Annotated in this window: 18 protein-coding genes and 4 pseudogenes; 9 read left to right on the top strand and 13 right to left on the bottom strand. The window is 69.5% G+C overall.

All coding sequences use genetic code 11. The annotated features are described in order from the left end of the window. The first annotated feature begins 155 nt into the window (after positions 1–155). Both ACGFRG_RS24195 and ACGFRG_RS24190 read left to right on the top strand, forming a co-directional pair. The gene (locus ACGFRG_RS24195; RefSeq protein ID WP_393267069.1) at positions 156–788 is read left to right on the top strand and encodes a hypothetical protein; all 633 of its coding nucleotides are present in this window, start codon (positions 156–158) and stop codon (positions 786–788) included. A gap of 219 nt (positions 789–1,007) precedes the next feature. After that, on the top strand, positions 1,008–1,421 hold the full coding sequence (locus tag ACGFRG_RS24190) for a GNAT family N-acetyltransferase (RefSeq protein ID WP_393267066.1): 414 nt from the start codon (positions 1,008–1,010) through the stop codon (positions 1,419–1,421). A gap of 123 nt (positions 1,422–1,544) precedes the next feature. Here ACGFRG_RS24190 and ACGFRG_RS24185 read toward each other — a convergent pair whose 3' ends face one another. After that, the gene (locus ACGFRG_RS24185) at positions 1,545–2,243 is read right to left on the bottom strand and encodes an SDR family oxidoreductase (protein ID WP_393267063.1); all 699 of its coding nucleotides are present in this window, start codon (positions 2,241–2,243) and stop codon (positions 1,545–1,547) included. A 516-nt stretch (positions 2,244–2,759) separates the two neighbouring features. On the opposite strand from ACGFRG_RS24185, the gene ACGFRG_RS24180 reads away from it, so the two are divergent. Then, positions 2,760–3,140, top strand: coding sequence for a GntR family transcriptional regulator (locus ACGFRG_RS24180; protein WP_393267060.1), 381 nt, complete (start codon positions 2,760–2,762; stop codon positions 3,138–3,140). Here ACGFRG_RS24180 and ACGFRG_RS24175 read toward each other — a convergent pair. From ACGFRG_RS24175 to ACGFRG_RS24165, 3 genes and pseudogenes are all read right to left on the bottom strand, one after another. Next, entirely contained in the window at positions 3,101–3,946 is an 846-nt protein-coding gene (locus tag ACGFRG_RS24175) for a class I SAM-dependent methyltransferase (RefSeq protein ID WP_393267058.1), read from the bottom strand. The two genes, ACGFRG_RS24180 and ACGFRG_RS24175, sit on opposite strands and share 40 nt — an antisense overlap. A 644-nt stretch (positions 3,947–4,590) precedes the next feature. After that, a pseudogene (locus tag ACGFRG_RS24170) lies at positions 4,591–4,707 on the bottom strand (IS5/IS1182 family transposase); the annotation flags it as partial. A gap of 187 nt (positions 4,708–4,894) precedes the next feature. After that, positions 4,895–5,710, bottom strand: a complete 816-nt coding sequence (locus ACGFRG_RS24165) for an aminoglycoside phosphotransferase (protein ID WP_361433490.1) — start codon at positions 5,708–5,710, stop codon at positions 4,895–4,897. A 755-nt stretch (positions 5,711–6,465) separates the two neighbouring features. On the opposite strand from ACGFRG_RS24165, the gene ACGFRG_RS24160 reads away from it, so the two are divergent. Then, entirely contained in the window at positions 6,466–6,906 is a 441-nt protein-coding gene (locus ACGFRG_RS24160; protein ID WP_393267054.1) for a VOC family protein, read from the top strand. A 264-nt stretch (positions 6,907–7,170) separates the two neighbouring features. Here ACGFRG_RS24160 and ACGFRG_RS24155 read toward each other — a convergent pair whose 3' ends face one another. After that, positions 7,171–7,665, bottom strand: a complete 495-nt coding sequence (locus tag ACGFRG_RS24155; RefSeq protein ID WP_393267051.1) for a ricin-type beta-trefoil lectin domain protein — start codon at positions 7,663–7,665, stop codon at positions 7,171–7,173. 535 nt (positions 7,666–8,200) lie between these two features. Here ACGFRG_RS24155 and ACGFRG_RS24150 point away from each other — a divergent pair. After that, positions 8,201–8,690, top strand: a pseudogene (locus ACGFRG_RS24150) (IS5 family transposase); the annotation flags it as partial. 58 nt (positions 8,691–8,748) lie between these two features. Here ACGFRG_RS24150 and ACGFRG_RS24145 read toward each other — a convergent pair. Together ACGFRG_RS24145 and ACGFRG_RS24140 are read right to left on the bottom strand one after the other, a co-directional pair. Further along, positions 8,749–8,967 carry a hypothetical protein gene (locus tag ACGFRG_RS24145; RefSeq protein ID WP_393267246.1) on the bottom strand — a complete coding sequence of 73 codons (219 nt, stop codon included), beginning with the start codon at positions 8,965–8,967 and terminating at the stop codon, positions 8,749–8,751. Positions 8,968–9,491: 524 nt separating this feature from the next. After that, positions 9,492–10,555: pseudogene (locus ACGFRG_RS24140) on the bottom strand (aldo/keto reductase). 117 nt (positions 10,556–10,672) lie between these two features. Between ACGFRG_RS24140 and ACGFRG_RS24135 the strand changes: the two are divergent. Continuing rightward, the gene (locus ACGFRG_RS24135) at positions 10,673–11,509 is read left to right on the top strand and encodes a helix-turn-helix domain-containing protein (RefSeq protein WP_393267048.1); all 837 of its coding nucleotides are present in this window, start codon (positions 10,673–10,675) and stop codon (positions 11,507–11,509) included. 87 nt (positions 11,510–11,596) lie between these two features. Continuing rightward, positions 11,597–11,740 carry a hypothetical protein gene (locus ACGFRG_RS24130; RefSeq protein WP_393267045.1) on the top strand — a complete coding sequence of 48 codons (144 nt, stop codon included), beginning with the start codon at positions 11,597–11,599 and terminating at the stop codon, positions 11,738–11,740. Positions 11,741–11,869: 129 nt separating this feature from the next. Here the strand turns inward: ACGFRG_RS24130 and ACGFRG_RS24125 are convergent, their stop codons facing one another. Further along, positions 11,870–12,172, bottom strand: a complete 303-nt coding sequence (locus ACGFRG_RS24125; protein WP_393267042.1) for a hypothetical protein — start codon at positions 12,170–12,172, stop codon at positions 11,870–11,872. A 20-nt stretch (positions 12,173–12,192) separates the two neighbouring features. Beyond that, positions 12,193–12,528: a hypothetical protein gene (locus tag ACGFRG_RS24120; protein WP_361432550.1), complete on the bottom strand. Its 336-nt coding sequence runs from the start codon at positions 12,526–12,528 to the stop codon at positions 12,193–12,195. Positions 12,529–13,189: 661 nt separating this feature from the next. Between ACGFRG_RS24120 and ACGFRG_RS24115 the strand changes: the two genes are divergently transcribed. Then, on the top strand, positions 13,190–13,420 hold the full coding sequence (locus tag ACGFRG_RS24115; protein ID WP_393267039.1) for a hypothetical protein: 231 nt from the start codon (positions 13,190–13,192) through the stop codon (positions 13,418–13,420). Here the strand turns inward: ACGFRG_RS24115 and ACGFRG_RS24110 are convergent. Continuing rightward, positions 13,390–14,607: an arylsulfotransferase family protein gene (locus ACGFRG_RS24110; protein ID WP_361432546.1), complete on the bottom strand. Its 1,218-nt coding sequence runs from the start codon at positions 14,605–14,607 to the stop codon at positions 13,390–13,392. The genes ACGFRG_RS24115 and ACGFRG_RS24110 overlap by 31 nt on opposite strands. 460 nt (positions 14,608–15,067) lie before the next feature. Here ACGFRG_RS24110 and ACGFRG_RS24105 point away from each other — a divergent pair. After that, positions 15,068–15,329, top strand: a pseudogene (locus tag ACGFRG_RS24105) (IS5/IS1182 family transposase); the annotation flags it as partial. A 20-nt stretch (positions 15,330–15,349) separates the two neighbouring features. On the opposite strand, the gene ACGFRG_RS24100 reads toward ACGFRG_RS24105, so the two are convergent. The 3 genes from ACGFRG_RS24100 to ACGFRG_RS24090 all read right to left on the bottom strand — a co-directional run bounded on the left by ACGFRG_RS24100 (position 15,350) and on the right by ACGFRG_RS24090 (position 18,844). Further along, positions 15,350–16,417 (bottom strand): acyl-CoA dehydrogenase family protein, encoded by a 1,068-nt coding sequence (locus ACGFRG_RS24100; protein ID WP_393267036.1) that lies wholly within the window; start codon positions 16,415–16,417, stop codon positions 15,350–15,352. Then, a complete protein-coding gene (locus ACGFRG_RS24095; protein WP_393267033.1) occupies positions 16,417–17,586 on the bottom strand; it encodes an acyl-CoA dehydrogenase family protein in 1,170 nt (389 codons plus the stop codon). Before ACGFRG_RS24095 ends, ACGFRG_RS24100 begins: the two co-directional genes overlap by 1 nt. A gap of 64 nt (positions 17,587–17,650) precedes the next feature. Continuing rightward, positions 17,651–18,844 (bottom strand): CaiB/BaiF CoA transferase family protein, encoded by a 1,194-nt coding sequence (locus tag ACGFRG_RS24090; RefSeq protein ID WP_393267031.1) that lies wholly within the window; start codon positions 18,842–18,844, stop codon positions 17,651–17,653. Positions 18,845–18,963 lie beyond the last annotated feature (119 nt).

The raw sequence follows: 18,963 nt of genomic DNA, 5'->3' as shown, positions 1-18,963 counted from the left end.
CGGCCGCGAGGGCCGAACGGTCCCGACCGGTCCCGCACGAAGGACCAACCGTCCCACGGGGTGGCCCGAACGCCCCCACCACAGCGGCCGTGCCCGGCGCCACATTGGCCATTGCCCACGCACCGGGCGTGGGCACGAGGAGAGAGCTGAGGACCATGGCGGTACACGGGCACCCCCATCCGCACGCAGGCACCCGCTTCACCTTCCGGCTCAAGAGCGCGGCGGGCGGTACCGCGCGGGCCGCGTCGGCCGACAACGCCGTGGCGGTGTCGCCGGCCCTGCGGCGCACGCTGGCCGGACTGCGGCTGGTGACGGCGTTCACGTTCCTGTGGGCGTTCTTCGACAAGACCTTCGGCTGGGGCTACGCCACGCACTCCGGCAAGGGCTGGATCGACGGCGGCTCCCCCACCAAGGGATTCCTCGGCGGCGTCACCGCCGGCCCCATGGAGTCCACCTTCCACGACTGGGCCGGGGCCACCTGGGCGGACTGGTTGTTCATGCTCGGTCTGCTCGGCATCGGCCTCGCCCTGGCCGGCGGCGTCGCCCTGCGCCTCGCCGCGGTGGCGGGCACCGCGCTGATGGCGCTGATGTGGATCGCCGAATGGCCGCCCGCCCGGCACCTGTCGAACGGCTCCCTCAGCGCGTCCTCGAACCCGTTCATCGACTACCACGTCCTGTACGCGGCAGTCCTGATCACCCTCGCCGTCGCCTGCGCCGGCCGCACCTGGGGACTCGGCAGACTGTGGGAGCGCCTGCCCTTCGTCGGCGGCCACCGATGGCTGCGGTGAACCGCGACGCTCCGGCCGCGAGCCCCCTCGGCCGGGGTTCTCGGCTGCCGGGAGCGCCGCGCCAGCCATGGCACGCGACGGAGCCGAGCCGTTCCCTGGGATGGGTCGTCCGCCCTCAGACAGGGCCACGAGCTCCCGCCGCCTGCTCTCGCGGCCGGTGGGGAGCACGACCCGGGCGCTCGGACCCGCAGGGACAGACCATTCCACGAAGGGCCCGTGATGTCTGAACCGCAGCACCACGTCGAACCCGTGCACGCCCTGTTGGCGGACGGCTCGACCGCACTGATCCGGCCGGTCGCCCCGGGCGACCATGAGCAGATCCTGAGCCTGTACGAGGAGATGTCGCCGGAGAACCTCTGGTTCCGGTTCTTCGGTGCGAGCCGGAGCCCCGGCCGCACTGCCGCCGACCGCGCCTGCGCCACCGGTCGTCCGGGCCATCTCGCCCTGCTGGCCGAGGTGCGCGGCAAGACGGTCGGGCTCGCCGAGTACGAGCGGAACTCGCGCCCGGACAGCGCCGAGATCTCCCTCGCCGTGGGCGACGCGGTCCACCACAGGGGCATCGGCACGCTGCTCCTCGAACACCTCGTCTCGGCCGCCCGCAACCGGTTCAGAAACACCTTGTTGGTCGGGTAGCCGGGTCACGGAGACGTGACCCGGCTGCCCGACCAAGGGCGTACTCACCCGCCTTCGGCTGGCACCGCGTGGTACGCGGCGGGACCGAAAGCGTCTTGTCGTACGGCCGTTGGGAGCGCGGCGTCAGCCGACCTGCCCGGTCGGCCGCATGGTGATGTGGTTGATGTCCACGCCCGCGGGCTGATTGACGGCGAAGACGATCGTGTCCGCGACCTGCTCGGCCGTCATCACCGGCGCCGCCTCGGGGGTGCCGCCGCGCTCGTCCCAGAACGGGGTGTCCACCACCCCGGGGGCGACGACCGTCACGCCGACCCCGTCCTTGCCGACCAGCAGCCGGGTGTTCTCGGCCAGTGCGTGCGCGGCCCACTTAGTGACCGAGTACAGGTTGCCAGGCGTGTTGCGCACCCCGGCGACCGAACCGATGATCACGATCCGGCCCTTGGACTCCCGCAGGTGCGGCAGGGTCTCCCGCACCAGCAGGGCCGGGCCCAGGACGTTGGTGAGGACCATCGCGCGCATCTCCTCGGGGGCGTGGCTCTCCAGGTTGCCGGGAAGTGAGAAACCGGCATTGGCGATGACGTTGTCCAGTCGGCCCCACGCCTCCACCACGCGGCGCACGGCGGAGGCGACGTCGTGCGCGTCGCTGGTGTCGCCAGTAAGCGTCAGCAGCCGCTCGCCCACTGCGGCCGAGGCAGCGAATGCGGCCAGCTTGTCCGCGTCACGTCCGGTGACGGCCACGCGGTGGCCCTGCTTGAGCAGGGCGCGGGCGGTGGCGGCGCCGATTCCGGTCGAGCCACCGGTGATCAGCGTGACGGGTTCCATGGGACGGCCTCCTCGGCGATGTAGTCATCGGGTGCTCCGCCAGGGCCTCGGGTGTCGATGAACACGAGGTGGCGCGTGAGGTCGACCGGCTCCAGGTCACCGGTTCCCCGAAACGCCTGCACTATACCCAGCGATCTTCCGCTGAGCCGGTACGCCATCGCTGACCGGCCATGATGCCGCATGCATGGGGCCGAACCCGCGCTCCTGCCCCGCCTGTTGGGACCTACGCGGCGCGCAGGTCCCCAGCTGCGCTCACGCTGTCGGTGTCAGCGGTGGCTGTGATCACGGCTCGCGTGTTCTTCGCGGAGCTTCGAGACGTTGTTCCCTCATCTGGCCAGTGTCGTGGTGGAGTTGGTCGAGCGGCGGTGGCTGGCGTGGTCACGATGCATGCGCGGGCCCGAATCGTGCTGCGGTCGGGCGAGGGGTGTCGGCGATCTCCTCAGCCGCCTTGCCCGCACCCGGCCCACCGGCCCCGTGCCGGACACTGGACAGATCGCCCGCTACTACGGCATCCCCATGTTCACCGCGCAGTTTGTCAGGCGTGCGCTGACCACTCGGCTACGCCCGGCCGCCTGCCCTCTCACGGTGCCGGTCGGCATATTGTCCAAGCCCGCCTGGCAGCAGGTCGCCGACGACTTGCGCGACCGCATCCACACCGGCCGGCTGAGAGGCAGGCTCCCCCTCCGTCTCCGGTCGGCGGACGAGTACGGCGTCAGCACCCACACCGTCACCAAGGCTGTCCAGCACCTGGCCGACGAGGGCCTACTGGGCATCGCGGGAGGCCAGGGGACCAACGTCCGCCTGTCCGCCGACCGGCACTCGAAGAGGGTGAGGTTGCCGGACGTGGCTGCGTTCGCTCAGGTGACCCGCGCGGCTACCAGGGTCTCGAAGGTATAGGGCCGCAGCCCGTCGGTACGGTCGGCGAAGTACCGTTGCTGGAGGTCTGCGCGTGCGGGATGGTCCACGACCTTTAGCCCGCACCGGCTGATCAGCCTCTCGATCTCGATTGCCGGCCAGCCGGGCTGAAGAGGCTCGCCAGCAGAAGCCGCGATCGGCGTGTAGATCCGGGCGAATTCCGTCCCCACGGCGTCCAGCACACAGTCCTCGGCCCGGTAGGAGAACACCACCTCGGACCCGGGAGCAGCCGCCGCGATCGTGCGCAACGTCGACTCGATCGCCTGCGCCGTCAGATAGGGAGCGACACCCGTCCAGCAGAACATCGCCGGCTGCGCCCAGTCGAACCCGGCCGCGCCCAGAGCATCCTGAACCGGTTCGGCCTCGAAATCCACCGGCACGAACACCTGCGAGTCGCTGAGCGGCAGGCCGAGCACCCTGACCCGTTCGAGCTTCCAGGCCTGGGAAGCAGGGTGATCAACCTCGAACACCGTCAGCGAGCCGAGCGGATCCGGCTGCCGCCACGCGAACGAGTCAAGCCCCGCGCCAAGAATCACGTACTGCGTGAAGGCGCCGGCAGCCAGCCGGTCCTCGGCGTACCGGCTGCGGGTGCAGACAGCCGCGCGGGACTCGCGACGGACCGGGCCGGGGAACAGCGGATCGAACCGGTCCCGCAGCTCCCGCCATACCGGGCCGACAAGCACCAGGGCCAGCACGTCATCCAGTACCCACGGCAACGCCGTCTCCAGGCGAAACAATCCACGCGACACGGCCGCAAACATCGCCGTCCTGCTCGGCGCGCTCTCCATGCATTCCTCCTCGTCGGCCAGAACCCACGCGCGCCCACTCTGCGCACTTCACAGGATGCGCCTGAAGCGCCCTCACGGCCACAGCCAGATGGCCTGCCGCCACGATCTGCTCGCCATCGGGATCCTCCAAAACAGCCGGACACACCACCATCACAGCCCTCTTGCAAGCACCACACCCGGGACGCCACCAGGACCCTCCGGACCCTCCGACTCAACCCAGCATGAAGAGAACGGACATAACGCGACTATGCCGAGGCCTTGGGAGGTGGGGTGCCAAATCAACGGCCCGGCCGTGCGATACGAGAACGCAAGCGTCGCCGTTCACTCACGTCATCGTGGCAGTCGACTTTCGCCGCGATTTTCCAGCGCTCATGGATATTGCTCGTCGGGCGGCGCAGCAACGACCCGCACCGGCGAAGGCTCCCCCCAGAACCGCACGAATGGAATCACCGCGATGTCTCGACGTTTGCGTCTTCCAAATGCCCTATCCATCTTGCCTGTTGGAGACGCTGTAGCCGGACTGGCCACGCAGGACGCCGCCGACGAAGCGGCGCCCACAGAGGGAGAAAAGGACCCTCGGCGCAGCGGCGCTGCTATCGGAAACACTCTCACCTCGTGAGGCACGCCCGCCCGAGGCAGCGGTCGATAACGTCAACGGCCAGTCCCCGCTTGCGCCCCGACGCCTTCTTGTGCGCGTCCAGCCCCGTCATGGTCTTCGGGACACCCGCCGCGGCGCGGACTGACTGGGTGTCAAGAATCACAGCGATGTGGAGCCGAACACCGCCGAGCCTGGCACGACGCCCGGACGAGGCGCAGGTGCGGCGCGGCGCGGCGCGAAGACGCTCGATGTCGAGGTCCTGGACGGCGGGAGGTCCGGCCGCGCACCCCTGTCAGCACGCGAGGCGAGGAGCGCTCACCGGCTCCTGCCCGGCTCGTCCGCGCTCGCAACTACGCGCAGGCCCAGTACCCCGCCCACGCCCGCGCGGCCGCGATCGTGCCCTCCACGTTGGGGGTGCCGTACGCCTGCCATGCCTCCCACCACCGGGCCTCCGCTTCGGTCAAGACGGTCACCGACCTGCGGGGGGCGGCAGCGAACGCGGGCACCCGAGCACACCACCGTGCCGCCTGCTCCGGAGTCTGTTTGCCGTCCAGGACCAGCCGGAACCCCCACAGCGCGGCGTCGAGCCAGGCGGGCCCGCGCATTGCCCAGGCCCAGTCGATCAGCCACACCCGGCCGTCGCGGCCGGTCATGAAGTTGGAGGCCGCGGGGTCGCAGTGCACGAGCCGGTCCCCGGCCAGCAGCGGTTGATCGGCTGGGTCACAGTACGCGCCCCACTTCTCCCACGCCGTGCGGCGTGCCACCTGCGGCGCCGGGCGCTCGCCCAAGTCACGCAGGACGGCGGCGACCGACTCCAGGTGCTCACTGTCGGCGCCGAAGTACGTCCAGGCCGATGCATCCAGGCCCTCGAAGCAGATCACGAGCCAGCCGCCCGCCTCTTCGTGCCACAGCACTCTCGGCGCGCTGGGCGGCAGGTACGGAGCCACCGCAATCTCCGTACGCAGCTGGTCGATCCCCTCGCAAACCAGCGGCAGACCCTTGAGGAACACCATCTCGGTCATGGTGCCCCGGGTCGGCCAGGCCCAGGACGCGAAGGCGGAGCTGGTGCCGTTCTCCACGTCCACGTACGCGCAGTCCGCACCGACCCGGGCAGCGATCGCCGACCGGGTCGGTGCCGGCAAATCCTCGAACGGGAGCCGTTCCATGCGCACTCGGTCACTTGTCCGGCTTGGGGTGCTGCGGGTTGCTCGGGGGGAACGGGGGGTTCTTGTCGGGCCTGGTCGGCGGACCGGTGGACGGACCACCCGGCGGCGGATTGGATGTGGGCCCAGGAGTCGGGCGCCGCAGCTCAGGAAACGCCAACGTCATGAGGGGAAGGTACCGGGCGCCACCCACCGTCCGCCGGGAATGGCCAGAACACCTCTGCGGCCCGCCGAAGAAGCCAACCAGCGCCCTGGAAGCGGAGCACCGACGCGGGCAGCGCCCCGCAGCGTCTCCCGAACGATATCGAGTCCAACGACCCTCTCGACCAACACTCACGGCCCGGTCGGTCGTCGCGCCGTACGGGCGCTTCGCCCCCGCCGGAACACCGCTCGTCCGGGCCGCAGGGTGCCTTCCCGAACGAGGGCACGCCGCAGACAGTGCCTTCCAGGCGCAGACCCTGCACCGTAAATAGAGTGGGAAGGGCGCCATGCTCAAACGCGCACGCTGTGCATCGTCAAGGAAGCAGGGAAAAACGGGGACGGCAGGCTGCGGCTGATCGTCTTCTTGGGAGCGGCCGCCTGCGCCACACTCACCCCGGTGGCGGCGGCTGGCTCGCAGGCCTGGTGTAGCGGTGCTGAGACGCGATCCGGATTGTTCGGAGTCCGGAGGTCTGCGGATGTCGAGAACGTGCCACCGGCTCCGTCCCAGGGACATCAACGGCCACCACCGGCCGCACGGCGAAGAAGGAGAAACCAGCATGGCGATTCAGCGGATGGACAACGTCGGCATCGTCGTCGAGGACTTGGATGCCGCCATCGCGTTCTTCGTGGAGCTCGGTATGGAGCTGGAGGGCAGGGCACAGATCGAGGGCCCCGTCGCCGACCAGTGCACCGGACTCGACGGCGTCCGCTGTGACATCGCGATGGTCCGGACCCCGGACGGCCACAGCCGGATCGAGCTGGCGAAGTACCACAGCCCCGCGGCGATCAGCGCCGGGCCCGGCAACCAGCCGCACAACATCGTGGGCACCCACCGCGTCATGTTCGCCGTCGACGACATCAAGGACACCGTCGCCCGCCTGCGGCCCCACGGCGCCGACCTCATCGGCGAGATCGCCCGGTTCCAGGACAGCTACCTGCTCTGCTACCTCCGCGGCCCAGAAGGCATCATCGTCGGACTCGCCCAGCAACTGCGCTGACACAGGAACCACACCGCACAGCCGAACCAGATCTCCAAGGCTGCGAAGCACCCGATCAGGCTCGTGCCGCCGACCCGTGACGTGACCCGCCTGGCCTACACCGGGTACACAGCCGGTATCAGCGGCCCTTGACGGACGCGACGGTCGGCGGGGTGCCGGCTTGGTTGGTTGGTCTGCTGCGAGGATGCGGTACGTCCGGATCGTGGCCGCATCCTCGCCGTGTCTACGCCGCCGGGAATTGCGGGCGTTCAGCGCGTGGAGACCTCACCGAAGTGTCCACGCCTGGCTCTTCGATGTCGTGATGCAGTTCCACACCACGAGGGGCACGCCGTTGGGGCCGACTCCCATGGCCGTGTCCAGGCACAGGCCCGAAGCGTTCCTGATCTGCGCGGGCTGGCCTGTGAGAGTCCAGTTCTGGCTGGGTGATCCGTTGCAGGTCCACAGCACGACCCTGGTACCGGGAGTCTGCGCACCGGCGGGACCACCGGCCACGTCGAGGCATTTGCCCCCGGCAGTGACGGTTCCAGACCCGGAGGTCGTCCAGTGCTGGTTCGCACCGCCGTTGCAGTCCCACAGAGCGATCTGCGTTCCGTCAGTGGTGACGAAGCCGGGGTCGTCCATGCACCGGCCGGACACCCCGTTCACCAGCGAGGCAGTGACCGGAGCCTGCGCCCTGGCCGGGGTGTGGGACGTGCCGTTGCCAGCAGCGGAGGCCGTCACCGGCGCGAAGGCCAGCGCGACGGCACCTGACACCGTCACAGCGGCTAACCCATGCCGCTGCGCTCGGGACATGAGAGTTCGGGACTTGAGATTCACGATGAATCCCCTCTTCTCTGCGATGGCCCCCCGAATCCGGGGAGCACGTCCACAACAGCGCACTGCATCAACCACGGAAAGATGCCAAGCGCATATCTCACTCGAAGGGTGCATCAGTACGCTTATATGCGTTTGGCTGAAGGAGGTTGACGATTGCCTTACCGCCGTCGGGGCGTACGAGGATCTCGGTGAACCATCCAGGGTTGGGTTGCCTCCGCCTGCTACGGCAGTGTCGACGCGAACCAGCCAATGCCTGGCGACGAGCGGTGGCAGATCCGCCGGCCCGCCGGTGTGGCCGGCCAGGCGGTGTGGCCGGCCAGGCGGAGCAGGACGAATGGCCGTTGTGGAGGAGTTCGTAGGTCCGGGTCGGCCGCCCCTCTCCCGCCGGAGCGAGCGAAAGGTCAGGGACGGGACGGCCGACCTGGGGCCTGTCCGGCGGATCTTGTGACCGCCTCGGGTTTGACTCGTCGGCATGCCCATGGGGCGAGGAGATCTCACGAACGATGAAATGAATGGCTGCGGCTGGGGCCACATCTACGGAAATCCGGTCAGCGAGGCGGACGTTGGGAGAGCCATCACAGGGTGACAAACGGGATCCTCTTTCGGCGCGCACCGGGGTGCCATGGCGGGATCTGCCTGGGCGGTTCGGCAAGTGGAAGACCGCGTACGAACGGCACAGACGCAGTCGGCGGACGGCACATGGGACAGAGTCTTCGCAGCCGTCCTGGCCGACGCCGACGCGGAAGGCCGTATCGACCGGTCCATGGTGAGCGTGGACTCCACCTCGGGCCGAGGCCACCCACACGCCGCCGGAGCACGCAAGAAACCCCCGCGAGTGCCGGGAAAAGGATGCTCACCTCGGCAGCACCGCCCCGACGAACGACTCGGACGCTCCCGGGGCGGCCTGACCAGCAAGATCCACCTCGCGGGGGAAGGCGGCCGCCGCCCTCTGGCCCTGCTGATCACGTGCCGCCGCAGCAGCGGACCGCCGAACGGGAATATAGGCCAGACCCGGCCTCGTCAGCCTCATTCATGGAGTACGGGGTTGCGCGTCACCTCCAGCCGTGTGGGAGCGCGGAACGAGACCAGTTCGAGGAAGGCTGGCTTGTCCGGCGTGGTGAGCCGCAGGTCGGGGAACCGCGCCGCCGCCGCGGACAGCACCATGCGGCCCTCGACCCGTGCGAGTTCCGCGCCCGGGCAGCGGTGCCGACCGACGCCGATGTCCCCCAGCGAATACCGCGCCACCCACCGCCACTCCATGCTCCCCAGCCCCGCTCCTGATGAGAACAACGCGCCGGGCCGGGACCTGCACCTCACGGTGCGGTGACGAACGTGCAGGTCACGGAGTAGCGCCAGACACGTGGCCGGATTGCACGGTGGAGATGGTCCCGCTTCTGAATCTCCAACAGGAACGGTGCCGCACCTCCGTTCCGCACGTCTCAGTGGTGATCTGCGCCGGTTCACGCTGGGCAAGCGAAGAGGAGAAGGCTAGTTCGGGCCCTGTTGGATCGGGTTCGGCGGCACCTCGTCGGCGACCACCTTGCCGATGTCGCCGATGCTGCCGAATGCGGCATCCACCGTGTCTGTTCCAACAACCAACTCCCATGGTCCTTCCTCGCCCATACCGGACTGACCAGTCCAAGAGTCGGCACCAGTTCGGTCGGCGCCGACGAGGCTCACCTCCGCCCTGCGGGTGTGAGGACGGTGAGTCCGACGGCGCAAGCGCTCCGAACGCGGTTCGCCAGGCTCTCGGCGCTGACAGCCGGCCGTCAGCGGCGGGTCTCGATCCGCAAGCCTCCCGTGGTCACCTGACGGATGTGGTCGCTCGCGAGCAGGTCGTGTGGCTGGCCGAGCCCGATCGCGCTCGCCGCGTCCAGGCGGGTCAGCTGGGCGGCCGTGAACGCGACCTCCAGGGCGCTCAGGTTTTCCTCCAACTGGGCAGGAGTGCGGGCCCCGATCAGCGTGGTTGCCACGCCCGGGTTCCGCAGGGTCCAGGCCAGCGCGACCTGGGCCGGGGTGCGACCCAGCTCGGCGGCTACCTCCCGGGCGACCTCGGCCACGGCCAGGTTGCGTTCGGTGAGCGTGCCCAGGGCGAGGTTGTGGCCCCTGCGGGTGCCATCGGCGGTGCCGACGCCCGTCGCAGTCACGTCGTCCCGGCCGTACTTGCCGCTGAGCACCCCGCCGCCCAGCGGTGAGTACGGGACCACGCCCAAGCCCAGTTCCTGGGCCATCGGGATCAGGTCGCGCTCCGCGGTGCGTTCGATCAGGCTGTACTCGACCTGCAGCGCGACCAGCGGCGACCAGCCGCGCAGGTCGGCGATCGCCTGCATCCGGGACACCTGCCAGGCCGGGGTGTTGGAGATCGCCACGTACAGCACCTTGCCCTGCCGGACGAGGTCGTCCAGGCCGCGCAGGATCTCCTCGACCGGCGTCCGGAGATCCCAGACGTGCAGGTACAGCAGGTCGATGTAGTCGGTGGCCAGCCGCCGCAGGCTCCCCTCAACCGAGCCGAACAGGGCCTTGCGGTGACTACCCCCGGAGTTGGGGTCGCCGGGGCGGCGCAGCGTCGAGTACTTGGTCGCCAGCACCAGGCGTTCGCGCTCCTCGCCGGCGAACTCCCCCAGCATGCGCTCGGAGCTGCCGTCGGTGTAAGTGTCGGCGGTGTCGAGGAGGTTGCCGCCGAGCTCGACGTAGTGGTCGAACAGCTTGCGGGCCTCGGCGCGCTCGGCGCCCCAGCCCCACTCGGTGCCGAAGGTCGCGTACCCAGGGCCAGCGGTGAAACCCGCAGTCCCGAGCGGCCCAGCAGCCGGTAGGTGTCGAGGGTCAGGGCCATCAGGTCCTCCTGTGCTCGTGGTCTCTTACCGGGACCGAGTCTGTGGCGGCGGCGGCCGGGGAGTAAGGGAAGGCACTTCCTGGGAAGACCGGTCCCACCTTGGCGGTTGGACCGGTCATGACGACCCGAACCATGGAAACCGCCCAGGAGTTGGCCGCCTTCCTGCGGAGCAGGCGCGAAAGCCTCGACCCCGGCCGGCTGGGCCTGCCGTCGCCCCGGCGGCCCCGGCGGACGCCAGGGCTGCGCCGGGAGGAGGTAGCCGAACTGGCCGGGGTCAGCATCGACTACGTGGTCCGGCTGGAGCAGGGCCGCGGGCTGCGACCCTCGGTAGAGGTGCTGGTGGCGCTGGCCCGGGCCCTGTGCCTGGATCCAGGCGAGCGCGACTACCTGTTCGATCTGGCCGGACGACGCCGCCCCGGCATCACCGGTGGGCCGGCCGCCGATGCCGCGCCGTCGCTGGCCCGCCTGGTCGGTGACCTGTCACCGCTGCCGGCCATGCTGCTGGATTACCGTTACGACATCCTTGCCTGGAATCCCGAAATGGCTCGGCTGCTACCGGGTTTCGAGGCAGTGCCGCCGTCACGGCGCAACGCGATGTGGCTGTGTCTGCTGCACCCGGAGATGCGCGGCTTCTACGCCGACCGGGAGCGGGTGCTGCGGGACGGGATCGCCCACCTGCGTGCGGCATGGGCCGCGCACCCGGAAGACCGGGAACTGTCCAGCCTCATCGCCGAGTTCGTCACGCAGGACAAGGACTTCGCCCGCTTGTGGTCGAAGCGGGAGGTCAGCGTCAACGGACGCGGCCGGAAGTTGCTGCGGCATCCGGTCGCAGGTGCGATCACCGTCGACTTCGAAATCCTGCTACCGCTCCAGGACCCGGAACTGCGCCTGCTGGTCTACCGAGCCGCGGACGAGGAAAGCCGCGCGTCCCTGGACCGGCTGTGCGCGCGGTGACTGGGCCCCAACTCACGGTTGGTTGCAAGAAGCGTGACCCATCGGTGCCGACAAGCGTGCCCCCCGGACCAGGAATCACAGCACCGTTTGCCCTGGCGACGACCGCACGTAGGCGCCGGTCGTCTGCATGGCGGTTTCGCCACACCGACCCGGCTCCTGGGCTTCGGCACCGTCGTCGACGGGGAGTTCACGTTCCCGAACCGGCTGCGGGAGCTGAACATCCGCAACTGATCGGCGCCACCTCGGGCCCGGGCGTCCCGAACGTGCCGTGCGCGCAGGGCTCCCGGCCTGCACACCAACACACCGGCCTGGGCAGGCTGGATCGCCAAGACGATCGTCTGACCGGAGTGGGGCGGCCGGCTACGGTGTCCCGGCCGCCGCCTTGGCGATGACCGTGCCTGCGGCGACGTCGAAGTGCAAAACACCTGGTTCACGTGGAAGGGGGCGGGTGACGTAGTGGGTGCGCAGCCCACTGACCGCGTGGCCCTCGCCCTGCGCCTTCTGCAACGCTTCCCGCTCGGCATCGGCCTGCTCGATCCGCTTGCCGCCTTCGAGCACCACGACATGGTGCAGGTGAACGACGCGTCCGCCGGTCGCCTCGTAGACGGCCACCACGTGGGTGAGGGATACACCGGGTGCGGTTCCACCGCTTCCGTGCTCCATCGCTCACTCTCCCCTTCAGCTCAGGAAACCGACGGCCAATAGAACAGGTTCAACAGCCAGAACGCGGCAACGTTGCTGAGCTGGACTTGCCATTCGATTCCGACGAGCTTGCTCCTCGACAGGGCGTTCACAAACCCCGGATTGAGTTCGCGCGTCTGCCCGTCGGAGTCGACGAACCGAACCTTTGTGAAAGAGGCGATTGTGGAGTCTGCCCGCTCGGCGGCGTTCTGGCTGACCGAGGAGAGTGAGAGCTGAGCGATGGTATCGAGAGCCGGCTGCTCGTAGTGGTACGAGATCGTCAAGGTCTGCGGATCGTTGTTGTGCACGTTGTCGTAGCTGTAGTGCATGCCGTCCATGGGCGCGCCCTCCCGACCGCGAACGGCATTCGACCGCTCGCGTTCGCAGTGTATGCCGCCTGGAGAAAGGTGCATATATAGCCAACGATAGTCATATCAACGCCTTTTATGGCAGTTCAACCATCTCGGCGTGGCGATCGAAAGCCGGTCGAATCTGCCCGATCGGCTTCGTCAGGTTCGGGGGTACCGTGGGTGAGGTGATCGCCACGGTGTGGGGCAATACCCGCATGCTGTTCGGCCGGATCAGCCTCCGGGGCCTCAACGTCGAACTCCGTACCTCCTGCGTCCTCGTAGGCAAGGGTTTCTGGGTCCGTCGGGTCTACCGGCATGGCCGCCGCGTGGCTACTTGATCACTGGGCTTCGTCATCTGACTATGCCCAGCAGCTGACCACGCGTCTCCGACCTTGTTTCCCATGCGGGGGACGCTTGCTGGGCAGGCAGGTTGAAAGCCACGCCAACCGTCCTCGCCGTGCAGGACGATCCGCTTCCCATCCGCCTCGGCCTGCTGCCGGTTCCCCCTCCCCCGCTCGGGCACATACAACAAGATCCTAAGCAGCCGGACCCGACCATCGCCTGATCCCACCCAGCCGCACCCCACACCGGGCTGCCCCGGCCCGGGGCAGCCCGACCACCCGCACCGTCCCGCGCGCACGGGCTACGGGTGACGCTCCCTCCAGACGCGGCGCAACGCGTCGAGTTCGCGACGCTGGGGCCGCTCCTCGGCGAGCACGGCGGTGAGGACAGCGCGGTCGGTGCAGCGGTCGACGACGTCCAGGACCAGGTGGCGCGGCGCGCCGGGGTCCAGGGCTTCGATGGGTCACAGACCACCTTCAGTAGACTGCTGCAGCGCCCAAAACCGGCCTACTTCCAGGGGAAGCGGTACGCGCGATAGCTGTTCACGCCCGTGGGGAACTGGGCCTTGAACACGACCTTCCCGGAGGCGTTGAACTCGGAGACGTACGGAAGCGACCCCCATCCGACGAACGTCCCTCCCCGGCGGAGCGGCTGCGCGTTGCCCTGTGAGGACGCGCTGAGGTAGTCCGGCTGGTTCACGGACTTCACCAGCGTCGCCGTACGCGCCTTCTCGTCCACGCGCACGGTGACGACGCGGCTGAACGGAAGCTCCTCCACCGCCCCGGTCCCCGTGTTCGCGGCCCCTGCGGCCTCGTTGTCGAACCAGCTGTACAGCCCGCCGCCGAGCGGTTCGGGATCGTGCTGCCACGAGAAGATCGTCCCGGCTGTGTTCAGGTACTGGCCGGGCGCGGCCTGCTCCTTGAACGTGCTGGCCTTGCCGCCGAGCTGCCACAGCACGGCGCCGTTGTGCCGGTCGACCTTGTACGTGGTCCATGTGTTGCGGGCATCGATGAGCAGGTCGCCATCGGTGTCGGGCTTCACCGCGTTGATGTGGAACCAGTCCCACGGCTTGTTCGGCGACGTTGGCAGCGGCTGCTCGCTCTGCGCGTACGGCACGTGATCGGCCGCCTTCCACTGGAACAGGACCCGGCCCGTGCGGATGTCTATCTCCTGCACCACCCCGTCGATGACCGCCTGGTGCGCGGAGCCGCCGATGCTCCTCAGATCGGCGCTCTCCTGCTTGTACGCCAGGATTCGTGCCGTGCCACGACCGGTGATCAGGAATTCGTGCCCGTCGGCGGTGTACCCGTTCCCGGCACGGACCTCGGCGACCTTCTGGTACCGGTTGTCATAGATGTAGTTCACCCCACTCGCGAGGGAGCCGAGCCCGGTGCCCTGCCACCAGGTCAGAACCGGCCTGCCCCGGTAGGTCTGGGCACGGAAGTCCGCGGCCTGCTGCCCGGCCGGCGTCTTGTGAGACCACACGACACGCCCGCCGTCGCCGCTCAGGATCTCCACGCCGCTGGAGTAGGCGCTGTTCGCGGAGCTGGGCGCGACGAAGATGTCCCCGCGGCTCGCTGTGCTCTTGTCGGCGAGGACAGTCACCGGCGGCAGCGGCTTGCTGTCCGGGGCTGCGGACGCGGTGCCGGCCAGGGGCAGCAAGCCCGACACGACAGTGGTGGCCGCAGCGATCACGATCCGCGCGGGTATGGAGTTGTGACGCATCAGGTGTCCATTTCTGGCAGCCCGAAGCCGAACCGGTCGGCTCGGTCACGGGCATGCGGAGCAGGCGCACACCCGACCGGGCATGCGCAATGAGAGATGGCAACTACAGGAAGGTGCTACCGCGCGCGGCCAGTGAGGCTGTCAGGCGCGGACGGATGCCACTGGAGGCTGAATGGCTCTCAACAGGGACGACACGCAGCAGAACACACCCGCATGTGGTCGATGTGACCGCGAGTCGTGAGGATCTTGTGCCGCTGCATACGGCAGAACGTAGCCGCGCACGAAGGGGATCGTCAATCAACGTCCACACAGCGAACAGCACGCTGCCTGCCCGGGCCGAGTCCAGCGTGAAGATTCCCCGCGATCTCGGACACTCGTTCGTTGTGCCACGAGGGCGTGCTGGTGCCGTTGCCGGGTCTCGGCCGGGGTGAGGTAGCCGAAGAAGACCCCGTGCTTGCGCAGCTCACGCCGCAACCGCCATTACCTATACCTACGACACCGGCGGATCAAGCACACCATCCCCGAACGTAAAGACCAGCGGGCCGACCGCCAGCGCCGAGGCAGCACTGGCGGCCGGCCCACCGGCTTTGACAGCACGATGTACAGACGCCATAACGAAGTCGAGCGGACCACCAATGCTCAAGTGCTTCCGTGCTGTCGCCAGCCGTTCTGAGAGGCGTGCCTACGGCTTCCGCAGCACCACTACCGTTGCCCGGCGGCGAGGCAGGGCGGGGGCGAGGGGTCAGGGTGTGGTGGTGAGTGTGGGCCAGAGGGCGGTGGCGGTGAGGGGGTGGGCCAGGCGGTGTGCCCAGTAGGTTTCGTCGCCGTCTTCGTCGCGCCAGGACCACAGGCGGGTGGTGGCGAGGTGGAGGGGGTGGAGCCGGGTGATGCCGATGGCGCCGTGCAGTTGGTGGGCGATGCGGGTGATCTCGGCGGCCGAAGCGGATGCCTGGGTCTTGGCGGCGGCGACGCCGAAGTGGGCGGCCGCGCCGCCGGTGTCCAGCGGCGTGGCGGCGGCCTGGACGGCGGCGCGGACCAGGGCGGCCTCCTCGATCAGCCGTGCCTCTTCCTGCTTGACGGCCTGGAAGCGGCTGAGCGGACGGCCGAACTGGGTACGGGCGGTGGTGTGGGCGACCGTCAGGTCGACGCAGCGTTCCGCGGCACCGGCGATCAGGGCAGAGCGGGCCAGGGCCGCGCGAAGCCGTGCCTCGTCGAGCAGTTCGGGGGCGATCCGGCGGACCTGTGCGGCGGGGATCTCCAGGGCGGCGAGGTGGAGGTCGTCGCGGGGTTCCTCGGCGAGGTTGGTGCCGGGGGTGAGGGCGGCCTGGTCGGGGGTGAGGGTGAACAGGACGTGGCCGAAGGGGGCGGTGGCCAGGACGATGACGGCGGTGGCAGTGCGCGCCCAGGGGACGCGGCGCAGGGTGCCGGTGACCAGCAGGGTGTTGTCGTCGCCCGAGCATCCGGCGGAACCGACGGCGGAGGTGGCCGGATGCGCGTAGCAGACGGTGAGCTCGGGGGCGATGGCGTAGCTGAGCGGGCCGTCGGGAACGGGGAGGCCGACGCGGCGCAGCAGCGGACGGGCGACCAGGGCGGTCTCGGCGAACGGCCCGGGGACGGCTCGGCGTCCTGCTTCCTGGGCGGCGGCCAGGAGTTCGGCGGTGGAGGCGTCCGGGGACGGGAGGGCCACGGCGTCGGGGGCGGTGGTGTTGGTGACGGTGGCGATGGCGTCCGCGTCGGCGTAGAAGGCGGTGGTGTCGTAGGAGTCGGCGGAGATGACGGGGGTGTCGTTGTCGATCGTGTGGGTGTTCATCAGTGCTGCTCCAGACCGCGAGTGATGATGCCGCGAAGGATTTCGTTGGTGCCGCCGCGCAGGGTGTAGCCGGGGCTGTGCAACAGGGCGAAGGCGAGCAGTTCGGGGTGGGTGCCGGGGGTGGCGTGCGGGTCGGCCGGGATCGGCAGGATGCTGCGGACGGTGTCGGTCAGCGTGCCCTCGAAGCGGGTGCCGAGGTCCTTGACCAGGGCGGCCTGGATGTCGGGAGAGGCTCCGGCGTCCAGGGCCGCGGCCACGCCGAGGGACAGTCGGCGGATGCTGTGCAGACGGGCCGTCAGGATGCCGACCCGGGTGAGCTGTTCGGCCGTGCCCGGGCGCTGCTCCAGTTCGCGGAGCAGGGAGACGAGCAGGGGGAAGGTGGAGAGGTAGCGTTCCGGGCCACTGCGTTCGAAGGCGAGTTCACCGGTGACCTGCTTCCAGCCCTCACCCTGCTGTCCGAGCAGCATGTTGTCGGGGACGTCGACACCTTCGAGGTGGACGGCGTTGAAACGGTGCTCGCCGCTCATCAGGTGGATCGGCTCGATGCGTACGCCCGGAGCGCGCAGGTCGACGATGAACTGGCTCAGGCCCGCGTGCCTGTCCTCGGCCTCGTCGGTGCGGGCCAGCACGATGGCGTAGTCGTTGACGTGGGCGCCGCCGGTCCACATCTTGGTGCCGGTCAACCGCCAGCCGTCGGCGGTGCGTTGGGCCCGGGTGGCGACCGAGGCGAGATCGGAGCCGCTGCTCTTCTCGCTCATCCCGATGGAGAAGAAGCACTGCCCGGCGGCGATCTTGGGCAGGAAGAAGCGGCGCTGCTCCTCGGTGCCGTGCTGGAGGACGGACGGTCCGGCCTGCCGGTCGGCGACCCAGTGGGCGCTGACCGGGGCGCCGGCGGCGAGCAGTTCCTCGATCACCACGTAGCGCTCCAGGAAACCGCGGCCGGCACCGCCGTACTCGGTGGGCAGGGCCATGCCGACCCAGCCGCGCTCGGCGAGGCGGCGGCTGAAGCCGTCGTCCCAGCCGGCCAGCCAGGAGTCAGGACGGCCCAGCACCGTGCCGCGGGCGCGCTCCTCGTCCAGAAAGGCGCGGACCTCGGCGCGGAGCCGACGGGTTGATTCGGGCAGGACGACGTCGGGGAACGCGATCGGTGAAAGCGTCGAAGGAGACATGACTCATTCGCTCCTGGGGTCGGTGAACGGGCGGTGCGTTTCTTTTCGGTACGGGAATGCGCGGTCAGTTCGCGGGGTGCAGCAGGGTGGGGTCGAAGCCGGCTTCGCGGAGCACCTCGTCGGTGTGCTGGCCGATGCCCGGGCAGGGCCGTAGCTCCGGCTCCGGGTCGGCCGAGTAACGCACCGGGCGGCCGATGACGCGGTAGCGGCCCTCGGTGGGGTGTTCGGCCTCGTACAGCAGGCCGCCCTCTTGGGCGTAGGCGGTGGTGGCGGCGGCTTGCAGGCCGAGCACCGGGGCGGCGGCGATGCCCGCCCGGTCGCAGAACTCCTGCCATGCGGCGCTGGTGTGCCGCGGCGTCAGCTCCGCGAGCAGCGGATAGAACGCGTCGGCGTTGCGGGCCCGGTCGGGGCCGGTGGCAAAGCGCGGGTCGGCGGCCAGTTCGGGGCGGCCCACGAAGTCGGTGAAGTCCCGCCAGTTGCGGTCGCTGTGCGGCAGGATGCACATCCAGCCGTCGGCGGTGCGCAGGGCGCGGCGCTGCGGGCTGAGCGAGCGGGCCGAGCCGAACGCCCCGTCGGCTTCCAGGGTGGCCGCTCCCAGGTGCTCGACCAGGTTGAAGGCGAGCATGGTGTCGGCCATCGGAACCTCGATGTGCTGTCCGGTGCCGCCGTGCTCCCGGTAGTGCAGCGCGGCCAGGACCGACTGGGCGATCTGCATGCCGCAGATCTTGTCGGCCAGCACAGTGGGAACGTAATGCGGTTGGCCGGAGACCTGGTGGTTGAGCCAGACCAGGCCGCTGGCCGCCTGGATGATGTCGTCGTAGGCGGCGTGGGTGCCGTAGCGGCTGTCGCTGCGGAAGCCCTGGGCATTGGTGTAGATCAGGCCGGGGTTCTCGGCCGCGACGTCGTCGTAGCCGAGTCGGAGCCTCTCCAGGGCCTGCGGGCGCAGGTTGGTGATGAAGACGTCGGCGGTGCGCAGCAGGGCGAGCAGGGCGTCGCGGCCGTGCGGGGCCTTGAGGTCGATGGCGGCGCTGCGCTTGTTGCGGTTCAGGTTGAGGGCCGGGCCGCCCATGCCGGGGTGGCGCCGCGGCGGGTAGTGGCGGGTCATGTCACCGGTGGGCGGCTCGACCTTGATCACGTCCGCGCCCAGGTCGCCCAGCTGCTGTGCTGCGTACGGACCCATGATCACGCTGGCCAGTTCGACGACGCGGACTCCGGCGAGGAGTCCCCGCCCGGACGGGCCGCTCGGCTTCTCGGACATCTTCCGGTGCCTCCTGGGAAATCGGGTGGAGTGGGTGAACGGGGTGGTGCAGTACGGGATCGCGCTCCAAAGGGACGCGGGGCTGTGCCGATATGCGGCTCCGCCGGGGGGCACGACAA

Source organism: Streptomyces sp. NPDC048696, assembly GCF_043198895.1.
GTDB lineage: Bacteria > Actinomycetota > Actinomycetes > Streptomycetales > Streptomycetaceae > Streptomyces.
The sequence above is the reverse complement of the archived record's forward strand: the minus strand, read 5'-3'. Positions and strand labels throughout refer to the sequence as shown.

Excerpts from the sequence above, each read along its gene's own strand:
- ACGFRG_RS24195 (WP_393267069.1), top strand. The coding sequence starts at position 156 with ATGGCGGTACACGGGCACCCCCATCCGCACGCAGGCACCCGCTTCACC.
- ACGFRG_RS24190 (WP_393267066.1), top strand. The coding sequence starts at position 1,008 with ATGTCTGAACCGCAGCACCACGTCGAACCCGTGCACGCCCTGTTGGCG.
- ACGFRG_RS24185 (WP_393267063.1), bottom strand. The coding sequence starts at position 2,243 with ATGGAACCCGTCACGCTGATCACCGGTGGCTCGACCGGAATCGGCGCC.
- ACGFRG_RS24180 (WP_393267060.1), top strand. The coding sequence starts at position 2,760 with ATGTTCACCGCGCAGTTTGTCAGGCGTGCGCTGACCACTCGGCTACGC.
- ACGFRG_RS24175 (WP_393267058.1), bottom strand. The coding sequence starts at position 3,946 with ATGGAGAGCGCGCCGAGCAGGACGGCGATGTTTGCGGCCGTGTCGCGT.
- ACGFRG_RS24165 (WP_361433490.1), bottom strand. The coding sequence starts at position 5,710 with ATGGAACGGCTCCCGTTCGAGGATTTGCCGGCACCGACCCGGTCGGCG.
- ACGFRG_RS24160 (WP_393267054.1), top strand. The coding sequence starts at position 6,466 with ATGGCGATTCAGCGGATGGACAACGTCGGCATCGTCGTCGAGGACTTG.
- ACGFRG_RS24135 (WP_393267048.1), top strand. The coding sequence starts at position 10,673 with ATGACGACCCGAACCATGGAAACCGCCCAGGAGTTGGCCGCCTTCCTG.
- ACGFRG_RS24125 (WP_393267042.1), bottom strand. The coding sequence starts at position 12,172 with ATGGAGCACGGAAGCGGTGGAACCGCACCCGGTGTATCCCTCACCCAC.
- ACGFRG_RS24120 (WP_361432550.1), bottom strand. The coding sequence starts at position 12,528 with ATGGACGGCATGCACTACAGCTACGACAACGTGCACAACAACGATCCG.
- ACGFRG_RS24110 (WP_361432546.1), bottom strand. The coding sequence starts at position 14,607 with ATGCGTCACAACTCCATACCCGCGCGGATCGTGATCGCTGCGGCCACC.
- ACGFRG_RS24100 (WP_393267036.1), bottom strand. The coding sequence starts at position 16,417 with ATGAACACCCACACGATCGACAACGACACCCCCGTCATCTCCGCCGAC.
- ACGFRG_RS24095 (WP_393267033.1), bottom strand. The coding sequence starts at position 17,586 with ATGTCTCCTTCGACGCTTTCACCGATCGCGTTCCCCGACGTCGTCCTG.
- ACGFRG_RS24090 (WP_393267031.1), bottom strand. The coding sequence starts at position 18,844 with ATGTCCGAGAAGCCGAGCGGCCCGTCCGGGCGGGGACTCCTCGCCGGA.